This is a genomic window from Nonomuraea composti, assembly GCF_012034275.1.
GTDB lineage: Bacteria > Actinomycetota > Actinomycetes > Streptosporangiales > Streptosporangiaceae > Nonomuraea > Nonomuraea composti.
The window spans coordinates 57,527-75,748 of sequence record NZ_JAATEP010000016.1 but is presented as its reverse complement, the minus strand read 5'-3'; the positions used below and the strand labels follow the sequence as shown (position 1 = coordinate 75,748).

Below are 18,222 nucleotides of genomic sequence, written 5' to 3'. Positions count from 1 at the left end.
CGCAAAGCCGGTCAAAGCCCATTTGCGGGCGCCGGAGGACGGCCTGGCAAGCCCCGCAACGCCTGTGACAGCGGGCGTTCGTGGACGACGCCGAGCCGTTGTGTCGCACGCGTGAGAGCAACATACAGGTCGCTCGGCCCTCGTGGCGACTGGGCGGCGATGAGGTCGGGTTCGGCGACGATGACGGAGTCGAACTCGAGGCCCTTGGCGTCGGTCACTCCCATGACGGCGACGGGCGCGTCGAGGGCTTCCGCGCCGCGGGTGCGGCCGGCGCCGGGGGTGACGACGACGGTGCCGGGGACGCTGGTGGCGATCTCCGTTCCGAGCTCGGACAGCAGCGCGTCGGGGACCACGACGGCCACTTTGCCGCCTTCCCCGGCCTCCTGCTTGGCCAGCTCGGGCAGGGCGGAGAGCGGCGCCGCCCAGGGGCGCGCGCCGGCCTCGCGGACCGACGTGGGCGCCTGGAGGGCGGGGTCGATGGTGGCCAGGACGCGGGCGGCGACCTCCATCAGCTCGACGGGGGTGCGGTAGTTGACGGTGAGCCGTTCCTGGCGCCAGCGCCCGGCCACGTACGGGTCGAGCACCTCCGCCCAGGAGCGGGCCCCGGCGGCGGAGCCGGTCTGGGCGATGTCGCCGACGATGGTCATGGACCGGGTGGGGCAGCGCCGCATGACGGCCCGCCACGCCATGGGCGAGAGCTCCTGCGCCTCGTCCACGATGATGTGCCCGTAGGCCCAGGTGCGGTCGGCGGCGGCGCGTTCGGCGGTGGTGAGGTAGGGGCCTTCGCCGCGCTGGCGTTCGGCGAGCCGTTCGGCCTCCATGACGTCGGACAGGCCCGTCAGCTCCAGCACCTCGCGGGCGTAGGCGAGCTCGGCCTCGCGCCGGCTCTCCTCGGCCTGCCGGGCGGCGGCCAGCTCCTCCTCGGCCTGGAGTGCGCTGGCGCGCAGCACCTGCTCGTCGATGTCGCCGAGCAGCTCGGCGGCCTCGTCGAGCAGCGGCACGTCGGACTCGGTCCAGTCGCCGCCGGCGCGCCGCAGCAGGGCCCGTTCCTGCGGGGTGAGGGCGGAGGCGGCGTAGCCGAGCCGTTCGGGCGAGCCGTACAGGCCGAGCAGCAGCCGCTGGGGCGTCAAGTAGGGCCACAGGCGGTTGAGCGCGGATTTGACGACCGGCTCGGTGCGCAGCTCCTCGCGCAGGTCGGCCAGCTCCTCCTCGTCGATGAGCCCCTTGCCGATCTTGCGGGCCTGCTGCCTGGCCAGGGCGGTGAGCAGCGAGCGGACGAACACGGCGCGCGCCTGGTTGTGCGGGCGGCGCGAGCGGATGGCCTTGTTCCTGGCGGCCTCCAGCATGGCGCGGTCGATGGTGAGCGTGGTGCGGCCGATGGTCAGCTCGATGGGCTGGCGGGGAACGCGCTGCCGGTCGCGCACCGCCTTGGCGATCACTTCGGCCATCCGCAGGTCGCCCTTGAGCGCGGCCACCTCGGGCCGCTCGCGGGCGGTGGCGGTGACGCCGGGGTAGAGCTCGCCGACGGTGGACAGCAGCACGTCGGTCTCGCCGAGCGAGGGCAGCACCTGCTCGATGTAGCGCAGGAACGTGAGGTTCGGCCCGAGGATGAGCACGCCGCGGCGTTCGAGCCGCTCGCGGTGGGTGTAGAGCAGGTACGCGGCCCGGTGCAGCGCCACGACGGTCTTGCCGGTGCCGGGGCCGCCCTGCACGACGAGCACGCCGTTGAGGTCGCTGCGGATGACGCGGTCCTGCTCGGACTGGATGGTGGCGACGATGTCGCGCATGCGGCCGGTGCGCCGCTCGTCGAGCGCGGCGAGCAGCGCGGCCTCGCCGTTGAGGGTGGCGCGGTCGTCGTCGGTGAGCGAGTCGAGGTCGAGCAGGTCGTCGTCGACGCCGACCACGGTGCGGCCCTTGGTCTGGAGGTGGCGGCGCCGGGTGACGCCCATGGGGGCGGTGGGGGTGGCGCGGTAGAACGGCTGCGCCACGGGCGCCCGCCAGTCGATGAGCAGGCGGTGCTGCTCGTCGTCGGTCATGCCGAGCTTGCCGATGTAGAGCCGGCCTTCGTCGAGGTGATCGAGCCGTCCGAAAACCAGGCCGCGCTCGACGGCCCAGAGCCGGGCGAGGCGGGAGGCGTACATGTCGGCGAACGTGTCGCGCTCGGACCTGTTCTGCATCGTGCCGACGGCACCCGTGGCCAGCACCTCCTTGAGCTGCCGCTGGGTGCGCTCGCGCAGCGTGTCGAGGCGGTCGTACAGGCGGGTGACGTACGCCTGCTCCTTGGTGAGCTCGGTTTGACGAGTTGCCGCCTGACCATTAATGTGGTTAATGGGACACTCCGGGCCATTCTGCTTGTTGTTACGACAAACGACGACATTAGCATGCCTGTAGAGGCACTCCCATCACTTTCCCCCTTCCCAGGGCCGGGTCACGTCTTGGTTTCACCTCTTGACCGCTGTTCTTCTGTCGACGTATAGGTTAGTAAAGTTTACTAACCCCAGCGCGGGAGGCAGCGGTGAGCGATCCGGTACCGGGGACCCCCAGTCTGCTCCGCGCCATCAATGATCGCGCCGCCCTGCGGGTCCTGCTCGAGCGGGGCCCCCTCACCCGCCCCCAGATCGGCGCGCTCACGGGGCTGTCCAAGCCCACGGCCTCCCAGCTCCTGTCGCGGCTGCAGCAGGCGGGCCTGGTGGTGCTGGACGGCATCAGGGAGGGCCTGCCGGGCCGTACCGCGGAGGTCTACCGGATCAACCCGGCGGCGGCGTACGTGGGCGCGCTCGACGTCACCCCCGACCGCATCGAGGCCAGGGTGGCCGACATCACCGGCACGGTCGTGGGCGAGCACACGCTGCCCACCCCGCGCCGCCCCCACGGCGAGCTCGTCGACCGGCTCAACGCCGCCCTGCTCGGCGCGCAGCCGCCGGACAAGCTGCGCCGCGTCGTCATCGGCGTACAGGCCGCGATGGACCCGACCACCGGCCGGCTCGGGTACGCCGCCGCCAAGGACGTGCCCGGCTGGCACCTGCCCGACCTCGTGCCGACGCTCAGCGCCGGGCTCGGCGTCCCCGTGGACGTGGAGAACAACGTCAACCTGGTCGCGGTCGCCGAGCAGGCGCACGGCGCGGCCCGCGGCCAGCGCGACTTCGTGCTGCTGTGGGCCGACGCGGGCATCGGCGCGGCCGTCGTCCTGGGCGGCCGGGTGCACCGCGGCGCGACGGGCGGCGCGGGCGAGGTCGGCTACATGCCCGCGCCGGGCGCGCCCACGGCCCGCGAGTCCGGCCGCTACGCCGACCACGGCTACCAGGCGCTGACCGGCGGGCAGGCGGTGCTCAAGCTGCTGCGCTCGTACGGCGTGCGCGGCGCCGACTTCCGCCAGGCCGTCGCGAACGCCGTGCGCGCGGCGGCGGGCACCGGCCAGCGGGCCGAGGACGCCAGAGCGGGGCTGCGGGACGTCGCCGCCCGCCTGGCCGTGGGCCTGGCCGCCATCACGGCGGTCGTGGACCCGGCACTGATCGTGCTGACCGGCGGCGCCGTGCTGCCGGGCGGCGAGCTGCTGCGCGAGCTGGTCGAGCACGAGCTGCACGCGCTGACGATCCCCCGGCCGCCGGTGCGGCTGTCCACCGTCGAGGGCAACCCGGTCCTGGCAGGAGCCCTGGACCTCGCGCTCGACGCCGTACGGGAGGAGGTCTTCGGCTCGACCGTCCCCATGTGATCGATGGCAGGAGGCACCCCCCGTGCGCTTCGTCCCCCTGGCTGTCGCCGCGGCTCTCGCGCTGACCGCCTGCACCGCGAACCGGCAGGCCGGGCCCTCGCTCGGCGACCGGCCCCGTCCCTCAGGATCGGCCTCGCAGTCCCTTCCGGCCGCCACGATCGAGCTGTGGCACGGCTTCTCGACCGACGCCGAGGTCAAGGCGTTCGAGCAGGCCATCGCCGGCTTCCGCAAGAAGTTCCCGCAGATCACCGTCAAGGCCGTCAAGGGCGTCCAGGACGACCAGATCACCCAGGCCATCCGCGGCGGCCGGGCGCCCGACGTCGCGGCCTCGTTCACCACCGACAACGTCGCCCAATGGTGCAGGTCGGGAGCGTTCCAGGACCTCACGCCGGTGATCCGGCAGGACGGCGTGGACCTGTCGGTGCTGCCGGCGGTGGCACGTTCCTACACGGCGTTCGAGGGCCGGCAGTGCACGCTGCCGCTGCTCGCCGACGCGTACGGCCTGTACTACAACAAGGCCCTGATGAAGGGCGAGCGGCCGCCGAGGACGCTGAGCGAGCTGACCGCGCTGGCCAAGAAGCTGACGGTCAGGAACGCCAAGGGCGACATCGAGGTGGCCGGTTTCATCCCCAGCGTGCAGTACTACGAGAACAGCCCCAGCCACCTGGCCCCCATGGTCGGCGCGACCTGGTACCACCCCGACGGCACCTCGGCCATCGGCTCCGACCCGGCCTGGAAGAAGCTGCTGACCTGGCAGAAGGAGCTGGTCGACTGGTACGGCCACGACAAGCTGGACACCTTCCGCAAGGGCCTCGGCGACGAGTGGAGCGCCGAGCACCCGTTCTACAAGGGCAAGGTCGCCATGGTCCTCGACGGCGAGTGGCGCAACGCCATGATCGCCAACGAGGCGAAGGACCTCGACTACGGCACCGCCCCGCTGCCCGTCGCCGACGACCGCCCCGACCTGTACGGCAGCGGCTTCACCGCGGGCACCGTGATCGGCGTGCCGAAGGGGGCCGAGCACCCGCAGCAGGCGTGGGAGCTGGTCAAGCACCTCACCACGGACACCGCGTCGCTGGTGACCCTGTCGAACGCGCTGCGCAACGTCCCCACGACGCAGGCGTCGATGCGGTCACCCGACCTCGCCAAGGACGCCAACTTCGCCACGTTCCTCGGCATCTTCTCCCACCCGAAGACCTCGACCCTGCCGGCCGCCGTCAACAGCGTCTTCAACCAGGAGGCCATGGCCTCGTTCATGGCCAAGTGGGAGAAGGGCGGCGTACCGGACCTGGACGCCGGGCTCAAGGGCGTGGACAAGCTGATCGACGACAAGCTGAAGCTGTCCGGAGGCTGACGTGAGCGCGCTCTCCCACGGGCTCCCCCACCGCCGGCTGCGCGACCGGGAGGGCCTGCGGGCCCTCGTCTGGCTGGCGCCGTGGCTCACCGGGGTGGCGATCTTCTTCGTCTACCCGCTGCTGTCCACGGTGTACTTCTCCTTCCACCGCTACGACATGTACACGCTGGAGTTCACCGGCCTCGACAACTACCGCTACCTGCTGCACGACCCCAGGGTGCGCACGTCGGCGGCGAACACGCTGTGGCTGGTGGCCGTCATGGTGCCGGCCACCGTGCTGTTCTCGCTGGCGCTGGCGCAGCTCGTGGTCAGGCTCAAGGCCGGGGCCGGCCTGTTCCGCACGATCTTCTACCTGCCCTCGCTGGTGCCGGCCGCCGCGGGCACGATCACGTTCGTCTTCCTGCTGAACCCGGCCACGGGGCCGTGGAACCAGTTCCTGGCGCTGTTCGGGATCCACGGCCCCGACTGGTTCGGCGACCCGGCCTGGTCCAAGCCGAGCCTGACGCTGCTGTCGCTGTGGGGCTGCGGCCAGCTCATGGTGATCTTCATGGCGGCGATGCTGGACGTGCCGCGGCACCTGTACGAGGCCGCCGCCATCGACGGCGCCGGCCCGTGGCGGCAGTTCCGCAGCGTGACGCTCCCCGCGATCGCGCCCGTCCTGATGTTCTCCCTGGTGACGAACGTCATCTACGCCCTGCAGTACTTCAGCCAGGCCATGATCGCCTCCCGCGTGGCCTCGGGCGTGACGGACTCGCCGGGCAGCTCGTTCACCCCCGGCTACCCGGAGGAGTCGCTGCTCACGCTGCCGCAGTGGCTGTTCCAGGTCGGCTTCCGCGACTACACGATGGGGTACGCCTGCGTGCTCGCCCTCCTCCTGTTCGCCGCCTCGATGATCTTCACGTTGCTCCTGCTGCGGCAGTTCCGCCGGGCCGGGGAGGTGTCGTGAGCGCCACGATCACCACGCCCCGCCAGGTCCTCGCGAGCGGCTCCCGCCGCCAGGGGCTCAGGGCGCGCCGCCGGCGGGTGCTGCTGTGGGTCGCCACGCACGCCCTGGCGGTCGCGCTGGCGCTGATGTTCTTGGCCCCGGTCGTCTTCATCGGCCTGACCGCGCTGATGAGCGACCAGCAGGCGCTGACCAGCGACCTGTGGCCGCACGAGTGGAGCTGGGCGAACTTCGCGGAGGTCTTCGAGAAGTCCGCGCTGCTGCGCTGGGCCGGCAACACGTTCCTGTACGCGACGCTCGCCACGCTGTTCACCGTGGTCTCGTCGGTGCCCACGGCCTACGCGCTGGCCCGCTTCCGCTTCCGCGGGCGCAGGGCGGCGTTCCTGCTGGTCGTCACCGCCATGATGCTGCCGCCGCAGGTCGTCGCGGTGCCGATCTACCTGGTGTGGGCGCGGCTGGGGCTGACCGGGACGCTGTGGCCGCTCATCCTGCCGACGCTGCTCGGGGACGCGTTCTCGATCTTCCTGCTGCGGCAGTTCCTGCTCACGATCCCGCGCGACTACACCGACGCGGCCCGGGTGGACGGCTGCACGGACCTCATGACCCTGCTCAAGGTGATCCTGCCGATGGCCAGGCCCGCGGTCGCGGCCGTGGCCCTGTTCCAGTTCTTCTACTGCTGGAACGACTACTACGGGCCGCTGCTGTACGCCGGGGTCGAGCAGCGGGACCTGACGCTGTCGCTCGGCCTGGCGACATTCAAGGCGTTCCACAGCGTCCAGTGGAACCTCACCATGGCGGCCACCCTGCTGGTGACCGCCCCGGTGATCGTCGTGTTCTTCCTCGCCCAGCGGGTCTTCATCGAGGGCGTGACGTTGACGGGGGTGAAGGGTTGAGACTCGCGGTGGTCGGGGGCGGCTCGACGTACACGCCGGAGCTGGTGGACGGGATCGCGCGGCTGCGCGAGGAGCTGCCGGTGACGCACCTGGCCCTCGTCGACCCGGACGCGGCGCGGCTGGAGCGGGTGGCGGGCATGGCGCGCCGGATGCTGGCCCACGCCGGGCATCCGGCGCGGGTGCTGGCCACCTCCTCGCTCGCGCGCGGCGCGGAGGGGGCGGACGCGGTGCTGTTCCAGCTCAGGGTGGGCGGGCAGGCGGCCCGCGACGTGGACGAGCGGCTGCCGCTGCGGTGCGGGTGCGTGGGGCAGGAGACGACGGGCGCCGGCGGGCTGGCCAAGGCGCTGCGTACCGTGCCGGTCGTGCTGGAGCTGGCCTCGATCGTCCGCGAGGTGGCCCCAGCGGCGTGGATCGTCGACTTCACGAACCCGGTCGGCATCGTCACCCGGGCGCTGCTCGACGCCGGGCACCGCGCCATCGGCCTGTGCAACGTCGCCATCGGCTTCCAGCGCCGCTTCGCCGCCTGGCTCGGCGCCGACCCCGCGCGCGTCGCGCTCGGCCACGTCGGTCTCAACCACCTGACGTGGGAGCGGTCGGTCACCCTGGACGGCGCGGAGGTGCTGCCGGAGCTGCTGCGCGCGCACGGGCCGGAGCTGGCCGCGTCGCTGGGCCTGCGGCCCGGGCTGCTGGCCCGGCTCGGCGCCGTCCCCTCCTACTACCTGCGCTACTTCTACGCCCACGACGAGGTGGTACGCGAGCAGCGCGCGAAGCCGACGCGCGCGGCCGAGGTGGCGGAGATGGAGGCGCGGCTGCTGGAGCTGTACGCGGACCCGGCCGTGGTGACCAAGCCCGACCTGCTGTCGCGGCGGGGCGGGGCGTTCTACTCGGAGGCGGCCGTCGCGCTCGTCGCCTCCCTGCTCGGCGACCGGGGCGACACCCAGGTGGTGAACCTGCGCAACGCGGGCACGCTGCCGTTCCTGCCGGACGAGGCGGTGATCGAGGTGCCGGCGGCCGTCACCGCGTCGGGGGCCGTGCCGCTGCCGGTGCCGCCCGTGGAGCCCCTGTACGCGGGGCTGATCGCGCACGTGTCCGCGTACGAGACGCTGGCCCTGGAGGCGGCCCTGCACGGCGGCGCGGACCGGGTCAGGGACGCCCTGCTCGCCCACCCCCTCATCGGCCAGGACGAGCTCGCCGAGGAGCTGACGGGCCTGCTGCTGGAGGCCGGGCGGGAGCACCTGCCGTGGGCGGTGGGCTAGTGCGCCTGGTGCTGGCCGTGGACGGCGGCAACAGCAAGACCGACGTGGCCGTGGTGTCGGAGCACGGGCAGGTGCTGGCCGCCGCCCGGTCGGGGCCGTTCCTGCCGCAGCGGGACGGCGTGGCGGCGGCGCTGGACGTGGTCGCGGCGGCGCTCGGCGCGCTGCCGGACGGGGTGCCGCGCACCGGGTTCGCCCACGTGTCGGCCTGCCTGGCGGGCGCCGACCTGCCCGTGGAGGAGGAGGCACTGGCCGCCGGGTTCGCCGCGCGCGGGCTGGGCGCAGACGTGGTGGTGCGCAACGACACGTTCGCGCTGCTGCGGGCCGGAGCGTCGGCGCCGTGGGGAGTGGCCGTGGTGTGCGGCGCCGGCATCAACGCGGTCGGCGTCTCCCCCACCGGCGCCGTCGCCCGCTTTCCCGCGCTCGGCCGCATCAGCGGCGACTGGGGCGGCGGGCAGGGGCTGGGCGCGGAGGCGCTGTGGCACGCGGCCCGCGCCGAGGACGGCAGGGGCGCGCCGACCGCGCTGGCCGGGCTGGTGGCCGCCCACTTCGGCGCCGCGACCGTGGAGGAGGTCGTGCTGGGCCTGCACTTCGGCCGGATCGACGAGGAGAGCCTGCACGAGCTGTCGCCCGGCGTGCTCGCGGCGGCCCGTGACGGCGACGCGGTGGCCACGGCGCTGGTGGAGCGGCAGGCGGAGGAGGTGACGGTGCTGGCCGAGGTGTGCCTGCGGCGGCTCGGCCTGCTCGGGACGCCGGCCGAGGTGGTGCTGGGCGGCGGGCTGCTGACGGCCGGGGACCCGCTGCTGACCGGGCTGCTGGACGAGCTGTTCGCGCGACGGGCGCCGCTCGCGCGGCTCGTGGTGGCGCGGCTGCCGCCCGTCATGGGGGCGGGGCTGCTGGGGCTGGAGCGGCTGGGCGCCGGGAAGGCCGCCCTGGCGCGCCTGCGCTCCTGCTACCTCACCGGCGCGCCGGGATGAGTCGCCGCGCGGTCAGGCGAGGGCCACCGGACGGGTGCGCGCCGGGATGAGTCGCCGCGCGGTCAGGCGAGGGCCACCGGACGGGTGCGCGCCGGGATGAGTCGCCGCGCGGTCAGGCGAGGGCCACCGGACGGGTGCGCGCCGGGATGAGTCGCCGTGCGGTCAGGCCGGGCCGTCGGGCTCGCCGGACGGGTCCGCGCCGTCGGGGTCGACGTTGGGCGCGCGGTGCTCGTAGGGGGTGCTCAGCACGACCGTGGTGCGGGTCGAGACGTTGGCCGAGGCCCTGATCTGCTGCAGCAGGTCTTCCAGCGCGGCCGGGGAGGCCACCCGCACCTTGAGGATGTAGCTCTCGTCGCCGGCCACGCTGTGGCACGCCTCGATGGCGGCCAGGTGTGCCAGCCGCTCGGGCGCGTCGTCGGGCGCGGCCGGGTCGATCGGCTTGATCGACACGAACGCCGTCAGCGGCAGCCCCACGGCGTCGTGGTCGATGATCGCGGCGTAGCCGCGCACGACCCCGCGCTTCTCCAGGCGGCGTACGCGCTGGTGCACCGCCGACACGGACAGCCCGGTCTCCCGGGCGAGGTCGGTGAAGCTCATGCGGCCGTCGCGGGCCAGCAGCGTGACGATCCGGCGGTCGATCTCCTCCATCGCATCAAAGGTAGCCGGTCATGGTCACGACATGGTCCCGACCGGGGAGGCTCCTCTGCGCATCGCGTGCTCGACCAGGGTGATGAGCACCTCCCTGCCGGAGTCGCGGCGGCGCGCGTCGCAGCGCACGATCGGGATGTCCGGCTCCAGGCCGATCGCCGAGCGCACCTCGCCGACGGTGAAGGGCGAGACGCCGTCGAAGCAGTTCAGGGCCACGATGAACGGCTGGTCGCGCTTCTCGAAGTAGTCGACGGAGGGGAAGCAGTCGTCCAGCCGCCGGGTGTCGGCCAGCACGACCGCGCCCAGCGCGCCCATGGCCAGCTCGTCCCACACGAAGAAGAAGCGCTCCTGGCCCGGGGTGCCGAACAGGTAGAGCATGTAGTCGTTGCGGATCGTGATGCGGCCGAAGTCCATCGCGACGGTGGTGGTGAGCTTGCGCTCGACGCCGGACAGGTCGTCGACGTGGGTGCCCGCCTGGGTGAGCGCCTCTTCCGTACGGAGAGGCCTGGTCTCCGACACGGCGCCGACCATCGTGGTCTTGCCCGCACCGAATCCCCCCGCGATCAAGATCTTGATCGCGGTCGGCAGCCGCCAACGGTCTATGCGACCGAATTCCATCCAGCACCGCCCGTACCTATCCCGCGCATGCGCGGCCCCGCCCCTGAGGTGCCGGTCAGTGGCACCTGTCAAGGTTCGCCTGAGAGGGGTCGATCCACATGCCTGGCATCGAGACACCCTAGCAACGCCACATTTTCCACTCAAGCCGCAATCTTTTACAAGAAACAAAATGTCACGGTTTGTCGCCTCAAGCCACTTTTTTCGCGGATCTAACAAGGTTGGTGTCAAGTTTGTCTGTCATGGAATCAGACGAGTCCTTTAGGTAACCCGCTGGTAGTCCGAAATACCGGTGACACCCGCCTGGAAACCGAGGCGTCTGCGCAGGTAGGAAGCCGTACGCGGGCTGTGTGCGCACACCGGCCCGATACGCCGCTCCGCCGCCCGCGCCAGCTCCGCCATCGCGGCCGCCACGTCCACGCTGTCCACGCCCAGCGCGAGCACGTTCAGATCGCCCCAGCTCAGATCCCTGCGGTAGGAGGCGACGTCGCCGAGCAGGTGCAGGTAACGCTGCACCTGCCGGCTGACCGCGCACAGCTCCTCCAGGTGGGCCCTGGCCCAGTCGTCGGCGGTGTAGATCCAGTGCGACAGGTCCACGAAGCACGAGCCGCGGCTGTCGGCGTTGTCCACGTAGCGGGCCAGGGTGGGCACCGTGTTCGTGTCGCGCCACACCCAGGCCGTGGCCATGCCCGCCAGCGTCCGGTCGAGCTGGTCGCGCCAGACGCCCCGCAGGTCGCCGAAGTCGCCGGTGGTGGCCAGCTCGTCGCGCAGGTCCGCCAGGAACCGCGTGGCCGGCGAGCGCGGCACCGCGCCCTCCGCGACCGACAGGCACTCCCTCGTCAGGCGCTCGACCTGCTCCCGGGTGGCCGCGGCGCGATCGACGAGCCGCTCCACCGCCGTCACCCACAGGGCCGCCCTGTTGGCCACCTTCAGCCGGTCCGCACGGACCCACGGGGCACTGAAGGCGGTCGCCAGGGTCAGCGAGCTGAAGAAGTCGGCGCCGAAAGCCGCACCCGGGAACAGGCCGGCGTACATCTGGGCGCACCGCCGCAGATCCCTGCCGCACTCCGCGGCCAGCGCGCACGTCCTGCCGACCTCGAACGCCTCGTCCAGCTCGCCGTCGCGCATCCCTACGCGTCCCGCATCCTGGGCCGCTCGATCGGCTCGCGGACCATCGGCGACGTCCCCCCATACCCGGATACACACCTGTGGGGCAATTGTTTCATGATCGTGATCTACCGATCAAGGTATCAGCTGAGTGACCGATCAGTCTGCTTCGCCCGCCGGGAACGACACCTCCGGCCCGTACGCGGCCAGCTTGGCGGCCAGCGCCACCCGCGACCCGATGCCCAGCTTCGTGTAGATCTTGCCCAGGTGGTACTCGACCGTCTTCACGCTGATCAGCAGCTCCCTGGCGATCTGCCGGTTCGTCAGCCCGCCCGCGACCAGCGTGGCCGTGCTGAGCTCCTGCGGGGTGAGCCCGAGCCGGACCGTCGCCGGCGGCTCCAGCCCGCACGCCTCCAGCTCCTGCGCGCACCGCTCCGCCAGCGGGCGTGCCCCCAGCCGGTCGAAGATCGCCCGTGCCGCCCCCAGCCGCTCGGCCGCCGCCCTGCGCCTGCCGGTGCGGCGCAGCAGCCTGCCCAGGTCCAGCAGCGTCCGCGCCTCCTCCAGGGGGCACACGCCCTCCTCGACCAGCTTCAACGCGCACCCGAACGCCTCCTCGGCCTCGGTTGGAACGTTCCGCGCCGCCAGGACCAGCCCACCGAGCCTGACCCGCTCCGCCTGCCTGCGCCGCCGCTCTCCAGACCCGTCGCGGCCCCGCTCGCCCAGCCGCCCGCTGCCCGGCTCAGCGGCGTCATTCGCCTCCAGCCGCCCGCCCCCGTCCGGCCGGCCCTGGTCGGGGGGATCCAGCCGCCCGTCCCCTCCAGGCCGGTCCTGGTCGTACGCTTCCAGTGCTCGCTCCGCCTCCTCCAGGCGGCCGTCGGCGACCAGCGCCTCCACCCTGGCGGGGCGCGGATCCGGGACGAAAGCGCCGGCGCCCGGGCACGAGACCCCGGCCGGGAGGTCGGCCGCGCCGAGCAGGGCCATGGCTAGGTCCGCCTGCCGCTCGCCCATCGCGTGCCGCATGCCCCGGGCCGCCGAGACGGCCGCCACCGCGTGAGCGAGGGCGCGTTCGTGCTCGCCCTTGGCTTCCAGCGGCGCCACGCAGGCCGCGTCGAGGAGCGGCAGCAGCCAGCGCTGCCCCAGCGCGAACGCCTCCGCCAGGGCCGACTCCGCGTGCGCCACGGCCTCGTCCCAGCGCGCCAGCTCGTGCTCGGCGACCGCCAGCAGCGCCGTGGCCAGCAGCCGGTGGTGCGGCAGCCCCGCCGCGCCCGCGGCGGTCACGGCCCGTTTCAGCACGGCGCACGCCTGGCCCGCCTCGTCGAGGGCCAGGTGCGCCACGGCTTCGGCGAGGCTGCCGGAGGGCGCGCCGGCGCCGGGTGCCCCGCCCAGCGCCAGCACGTCGTACGGCCTGGCGACCGGCCCCGCGATGGGCTGCTCGATCGACAGGCGCGCCCAGTGCGCCGACTCCGCCCGGTTCCCGGTGACCAGGTGCAGCCAGGCGAGCTGCTCCGCCACGTCGGCGGCGAACCCGGGCTCCGCGTTCCGCCACGCCTCGCCCAGCAGCTCGGACGCCTCGTCGAAGCGCCCGGCGGCCAGCGCGAGCCGGCCCAGCACGTACCGGCGCACCGGCCGCGGGTCGGCGTTGCGCGCGGCGGCGAGCTCGGCCGCGCGGATCACGTCGCCCCCGACGAGGACGTGCTCCAGAACGGCCGTGCGCAGCTCGTCACGCCGCCCCGGCGACTCGGTGAGACCGGCGGCCAGCTCCAGGTGGGCGGCGGCCTCCTGCCACAGCCCGTGCTGCGCCGCCTTGGCCGCGAACCCCGCCAGCTCCTCCGCCAGCGCCTCGTCCGGCCCGTCCGCCGCGGCGGCCCGGTGCCGCAGCGCCGCCCCGCCGTCGTCGTCGGCCAGCCGGGAGGCGGCCAGGTGCAGCCGCGCCCGCGCGCCCGCGCCGATGCCGTCGTAGGCGGCGGCCCTGGCCAGCGGCTCAGGGAAGTCGACCAGGCGGCCGGGCAGCTCGCGCAGCAGCCCGGCCGCGACGGCTTCTTCCAGCGTGTTCAGCGGCTCGTCGATCCCCGTCGCCACGGCCGCCGCCACGCGCAGCGGGCACGGCCCGCCCATGACGGCACAGGCCTCGACCAGCCTCCGCGTGGCGGGGGCGCAGTCGTGCAGGCGGCGGGCGAAGGGCCGCCGATAGCTCTCGGGCGCTGGCAGCCGCACGCCGGGGTCGGCGAGCACCGCCGGCGGCAGGACGGCGAGCAGGGCGCGGGCGTGCAGCGGGTTGCCCAGCGTGTGCTCCCGCAACCGCCTCGCCGCCTCCACCACACCCGCGGGCCGCGTCCCGTTCGACCGCAGCGGCTCCGCTCGCGTCCCGTTCGATCGCAGCGGCTCCGGTCGCGGCGTGTCCGGTCGCGGCGCCTCAGGCCGTGGTACTTCCGGCGGCGTGCCCGTGAGCGACGCGTACGTCCCGAGTCCTCGATGTCCGGCCGTCAGGGTGGGGTCGGTGGCGAGTTCGGCCAGGTCGGCGGGGCTCAGGCCGTCGAGCGTGACGAGCAGCGTGCCGTCGGCGGCGAGCAGCCGCCGCAGGCCGTCGGGCAGCCACGGGTCGGCCAGGTCGCGGCACGCCACCAGGACGAGCACGCGACCGGCCCGCAGGTGCCGCAGCACGTAGCTGAGGGCCCGCAGCGACGCCCTGTCCACCCATTGCGCGTCGTCGACGACCACCGCCAGCGTCCCGAGCGCCGACAGGCGGGCGACGAGGTCGCACACCGCGTGCCCGGCCACGCACGGATCCACCTCGTGCGCCGTCCCGCTCCCCCATGCGGCGAGCCCAGGTGCCGCATCCGGCCCCTCGACCGGACGCCGACCGGCTGTATCCATCCCGCCGATCGGCCGATGGTCCGCCGCGCCGGTTTCTCCGCCCGGAGCCTCGCTCGTTCCGGAGTCCAGCAGGGCCGCCTCGTCCATGAGCTGGCGTATGACGCCGAGCCGGAGCTCCCGTTCGCTCTCCTCGCCGCTCACCGCCAGCACCCGCACGCTCGCCTCCCCGCCGAGCGCGTGGTGGATGAGCGCGGTCTTGCCGATGCCCTCGGGTCCTTCGACCACGGCCCTCCTGGCGGCTCCTGTGCCTGCCGCGCGCAGTTCCGCGCGCAGTGAGGCGAGCTCCGCCGTTCTGCCGACGAACATGCGCCCTCCCTCCGCCGGCCCTCAGAATCCCAGAGTGGCGGAGACCGCGCCTGATACACGTCGGACCGCACCTCAGGCCGGGAGGGGCGTGATTTCAGTGCGGCAGCCGGCCCCACACGGCGGTGGCGTCGTCGTGACGCTTGCCGCGCGCCGGCCCGCGCGCCGCCTCCAGCTCCCGCACGGCCCCGATCACCGCCTCCGGGCCGCGCCCGGCCAGTACGTCGAGGAGGCACTCCCAGCTCCACCCGTACCAGTCGCACAGCCGCGTCACCCCGTCGGTGCACACCCCGACCCCGCGCACCTCGCCGGCGTCCAGCTCGCCGGTGACGCTCTGCCTGGCCGCCTCGGGCCGGGCGCCCGCCACCCAGAACCCGCCGGGCGCGTTCCGCATCCGCCGGACCAGCTCCAGGCTGTACGGCCGCCCGCCCGGCAGCCGTTCCAGCCGGTCGTCGCTCACCGCCTCGGCCGTGCCGTCCGCCCGCGCGAGCGCCACCGTCGAGTCGCCCAGCACGAGGTACTCGACCCGCGCGCGGGCCCGCACGAGGGCGACCGTCGCGGACGGCGAGTCGGGGTTGCCGAGGTCGCAGGCTCCGCCGTGCGCCGCCCGGGTCTCCTCGATGGCCGACTCCAGCACCGCCGCCAGGGACGCCCCGTCGTCGGCGGCGAGGCGGGCGGCCAGCGCTCCCCCGAGCCGCCCCACCAGCCAGGCGACGTCGTGCACGCAGCCGCTGTCGACCCCGGCCGCGGCGGTGGCCCCGTCGAGGACGATGATCCAGGACGGCCCGGCGATCACCAGGTCCTCGTTGGGCCGCTCCGGGCCGGGCCTGGTGGCGAACGTGATCTCCGCGAACATGACAGCGACTGTGCCACAGCCGCCCACCCCGCCCGCGCGCCACGCCCCCAACACGCCCGCACCCCGCCCCCCATGCCCGCATCCCGCCGGCGGCGTTCGCGACAGGGCCAGGTCCGGACGGCGCGGACGCGCCGAGTAGGGGCGCGTCCGGGGTGCAGGCGTGGCGTGCCGCCCAGGGTCTAGACGATCACCAGCTCGCGCGGCGTCTCGTTCATCCGCTCGCCACCGCTCTCGGTGCACACCACGATGTCCTCGATCCGGGCCCCGTGCCGCCCCGGCAGGTAGATGCCGGGCTCCACCGAGAACGCGAACCCGGGCTCCAGCGGCTCGCCGTTGCCGGCCACGATGTACGGCTCCTCGTGCGTCTCGATGCCGATGCCGTGCCCGGTGCGGTGGATGAAGTACTCGCCGTAGCCGGCGTCGGCGATGATGCGGCGGGCGGCGGCGTCGATGGACTCGCACGACACCCCGGGCCGCACCGCCGCGCAGGCCGCCTCCTGGGCCTGGCGCAGCACCTCGTAGTAGGCGGCGAACTCGGCCGGCGGCTCGCCCACGCTGTAGGTGCGGGTGGAGTCGGAGCAGTAGCCGTTGTGGAGCTGGCCGCCGATGTCGACGACGACCGGCTCGCCCGCCTGGATGACGCGGTCGGACACGTCGTGGTGGGGGCTGGCGCCGTTGGGGCCGGAGGCGACGATCACGAAGTCGACCGTCTGGTGCCCGGAGGCGAGGATCGCCTCGGTGATGTCCCGGGCCACCTCGCGCTCGGTGCGCCCGGCCCGCAGGAACTCGGGCACCTGCCGGTGCACGGCGTCGATGGCCTGCCCGGCCTCGCGCAGCGCCGCCGCCTCGGCGGGCGACTTGCGCATGCGCAGCTCCCGCAGGACGCTGCCGGCCAGCACCTGCTCGGCCTCGGGCAGCACCTCGCGGAAGCGCAGCGACGACATGGCCCACATCCGGTCGGCCAGCCCCACCTTGCCGACCCGGCCGAGGCGCGCCGCCGCGATCGCGTACGGGTCGTCGGTCTCGTCCCACGCCACGAACTCCAGCCCCAGCCGCGAGGCGGGCGACGCCTGCGCGGCGGGCAGCTCCAGGCGGGGCACCATCATGTACGCCTCCCCGGACGCGGGCACCACGAGGCACGTCAGCCGCTCCAGCGGCTTGGCGTCGTAGCCGCTGACGTAACGCAAATCGGGGCCGGGCGTGAGCAGCAGGGCGTCGAGGCCGGCCTTGGCGGTGGCCTCCTGGACGGCGGCGAGACGGGACACGGGATACAGGTCTGAGGACGTCACAGGCTCAATCTACTCCGGACGGGACGCCCAAAATCCGCTCCTAAAATCCACGGAAAATCGCACCATGTACCAAGCCTCCACTACACACCGTTCACGATCGATCACGTAGTGTGGGGCCAATTGTCGGATTCCATCGCGCGTCGAGAGTGAGACACATGGTCGACGTCATAGGCGCGGCCGAGCTGCTCGGGCACGAGAGCGACGCCGAGATGCTCGCCGTACGGCTGGCACACGCCCAGCGGCTCGGCAACATGGGCTGGGCCGAATGGCACCTGCACACAGGGGAGACGATCTGGTCGGACCAGGTGTACGTGATCTTCGGCCGCGACCCGGGCGAGGGCCCCATCGCCCTGCCCGACCTGGCCGAGCACGTCGAGCCCGGCGACGTGGCCACGCTCGACCGCCTGATGTGGTCGGTCATGCAGAGCGTCGAGCCGGTGCAGGCGGAGTTCCGCATCCGCCGCGGGCCCGGCTCCGCCGACCTGCGTGACCTGCGCGTCGTCCTGGAGCCGCTGACGGGGCCGGAGGGCACGATCGGCATGCACGGCGTCATCCAGGACATCACCGGCCGCCGCCGCGCCGAGCGCATGGTCTCGGAGTCGCGCCGCCAGCTCCTGGAGGCCCGCGAGCGGGCCGCCGAGGACCGCCACGTCATGCTCGCGCTGCGCGAGGCGATCCTGCCCGAGCCGGACGGCTGCCTCGACCTGCCGCGGACGAGGATCGCGGTCCGGTACGTACCGGCGGAGAAGACCGCGAACCTGGGCGGCGACTGGTTCGAGGCCGCGCCCGCCCCGGACGGCCGCCAACTCCTCGCCATCGGGGACGTCTCCGGCCACGGCCTGCCCGCGATCTCCCGCATGGCCCAGCTCCGCCACGCCCTCGTCGGCCTCGCCATGACGGGGCAGGCCGCCAACCGGCTGCTCGACTGGCTGAACGAGCTCGTCCTGCACCAGCTCAAGGACACCACCGCCACCGCGATCATCGGCCACTTCGACCCGCGGACGCGGGTGTTCGCGTGGGGCCAGGCGGGCAACCTGTCGCCCATCCTGGTGCGCGACGGCGTGGCCAGCCAGCTTCCGCAGCCCAGGGGCGTGCTGCTGGGGGCGGCGTCCGGCAGCCCGTACGAGCTGGCGACCACCCGGCTGCAGCCGGGCGACCTGCTGCTGATGTTCACCGACGGGCTGGTGGAGCGGCGCACCCGCGACATCGACGTGGGCCTCGACCTGGCCATGTCGGCCGCGCGCAAGCTGGAGGGCCACGACCTGGACGGCGGGCTCGACCGCCTGCTCGCCGACATCGGCGGCCCCAACCCGGAGGACGACGCCTGCCTGCTGGCGGTGGGGGTGCTGGGCGGGCCCGAGTGAGGGGGCCGGGCTGAGGCGGCCAGAGAGACGGCCG

14 protein-coding genes are annotated in these 18,222 nt (G+C 73.6%); 7 read left to right on the top strand and 7 right to left on the bottom strand.

Features of this window, described 5'->3' with window-relative positions; genetic code table 11:
- Window positions 1–11: 11 nt before the first annotated feature.
- A complete protein-coding gene (locus HCN51_RS23180) occupies window positions 12–2,321 on the bottom strand; it encodes a HelD family protein (protein WP_487353030.1) in 2,310 nt (769 codons plus the stop codon).
- A gap of 194 nt (window positions 2,322–2,515) precedes the next feature.
- Between HCN51_RS23180 and HCN51_RS23175 the strand changes: the two genes are divergently transcribed.
- From HCN51_RS23175 to HCN51_RS23150, 6 genes are read left to right on the top strand one after another with little or no spacing between them, the layout of a single operon-like run.
- Window positions 2,516–3,712 (top strand): ROK family protein, encoded by a 1,197-nt coding sequence (locus tag HCN51_RS23175; protein ID WP_168011561.1) that lies wholly within the window; start codon window positions 2,516–2,518, stop codon window positions 3,710–3,712.
- Between the two features lie 22 nt (window positions 3,713–3,734).
- Window positions 3,735–5,066, top strand: a complete 1,332-nt coding sequence (locus tag HCN51_RS23170; protein ID WP_168011560.1) for an extracellular solute-binding protein — start codon at window positions 3,735–3,737, stop codon at window positions 5,064–5,066.
- Between the two features lies 1 nt (window position 5,067).
- Window positions 5,068–6,012, top strand: a complete 945-nt coding sequence (locus tag HCN51_RS23165; protein WP_168011559.1) for an ABC transporter permease subunit — start codon at window positions 5,068–5,070, stop codon at window positions 6,010–6,012.
- Complete coding sequence (locus HCN51_RS23160; RefSeq protein WP_168011558.1) at window positions 6,009–6,902, top strand: ABC transporter permease subunit; 894 nt, start codon at window positions 6,009–6,011, stop codon at window positions 6,900–6,902. The genes HCN51_RS23165 and HCN51_RS23160 overlap by 4 nt, the downstream gene beginning before the upstream one ends.
- The gene (locus HCN51_RS23155) at window positions 6,899–8,158 is read left to right on the top strand and encodes a 6-phospho-beta-glucosidase (protein ID WP_168011557.1); all 1,260 of its coding nucleotides are present in this window, start codon (window positions 6,899–6,901) and stop codon (window positions 8,156–8,158) included. Before HCN51_RS23160 ends, HCN51_RS23155 begins: the two co-directional genes overlap by 4 nt.
- Complete coding sequence (locus HCN51_RS23150) at window positions 8,143–9,132, top strand: N-acetylglucosamine kinase (RefSeq protein WP_346433756.1); 990 nt, start codon at window positions 8,143–8,145, stop codon at window positions 9,130–9,132. Before HCN51_RS23155 ends, HCN51_RS23150 begins: the two co-directional genes overlap by 16 nt.
- A gap of 162 nt (window positions 9,133–9,294) precedes the next feature.
- Here HCN51_RS23150 and HCN51_RS23145 read toward each other — a convergent pair whose 3' ends face one another.
- From HCN51_RS23145 to HCN51_RS23120, 6 genes are all read right to left on the bottom strand, one after another.
- Window positions 9,295–9,780 carry an Lrp/AsnC family transcriptional regulator gene (locus HCN51_RS23145; protein WP_168011556.1) on the bottom strand — a complete coding sequence of 162 codons (486 nt, stop codon included), beginning with the start codon at window positions 9,778–9,780 and terminating at the stop codon, window positions 9,295–9,297.
- Window positions 9,781–9,804: 24 nt separating this feature from the next.
- Window positions 9,805–10,398: a GTP-binding protein gene (locus HCN51_RS23140; protein WP_080040261.1), complete on the bottom strand. Its 594-nt coding sequence runs from the start codon at window positions 10,396–10,398 to the stop codon at window positions 9,805–9,807.
- Window positions 10,399–10,656: 258 nt separating this feature from the next.
- A complete protein-coding gene (locus HCN51_RS23135) occupies window positions 10,657–11,523 on the bottom strand; it encodes a terpene synthase family protein (protein ID WP_168011555.1) in 867 nt (288 codons plus the stop codon).
- Window positions 11,524–11,661: 138 nt separating this feature from the next.
- Complete coding sequence (locus HCN51_RS23130; RefSeq protein WP_168011554.1) at window positions 11,662–14,682, bottom strand: helix-turn-helix transcriptional regulator; 3,021 nt, start codon at window positions 14,680–14,682, stop codon at window positions 11,662–11,664.
- 94 nt (window positions 14,683–14,776) lie between these two features.
- Entirely contained in the window at window positions 14,777–15,535 is a 759-nt protein-coding gene (locus tag HCN51_RS23125) for a protein phosphatase 2C domain-containing protein (RefSeq protein ID WP_168011553.1), read from the bottom strand.
- A gap of 179 nt (window positions 15,536–15,714) precedes the next feature.
- Complete coding sequence (locus HCN51_RS23120) at window positions 15,715–16,824, bottom strand: M24 family metallopeptidase (RefSeq protein WP_168011552.1); 1,110 nt, start codon at window positions 16,822–16,824, stop codon at window positions 15,715–15,717.
- Between the two features lie 155 nt (window positions 16,825–16,979).
- Between HCN51_RS23120 and HCN51_RS23115 the strand changes: the two genes are divergently transcribed.
- Entirely contained in the window at window positions 16,980–18,188 is a 1,209-nt protein-coding gene (locus HCN51_RS23115) for a PP2C family protein-serine/threonine phosphatase (protein WP_168011551.1), read from the top strand.
- Window positions 18,189–18,222 lie beyond the last annotated feature (34 nt).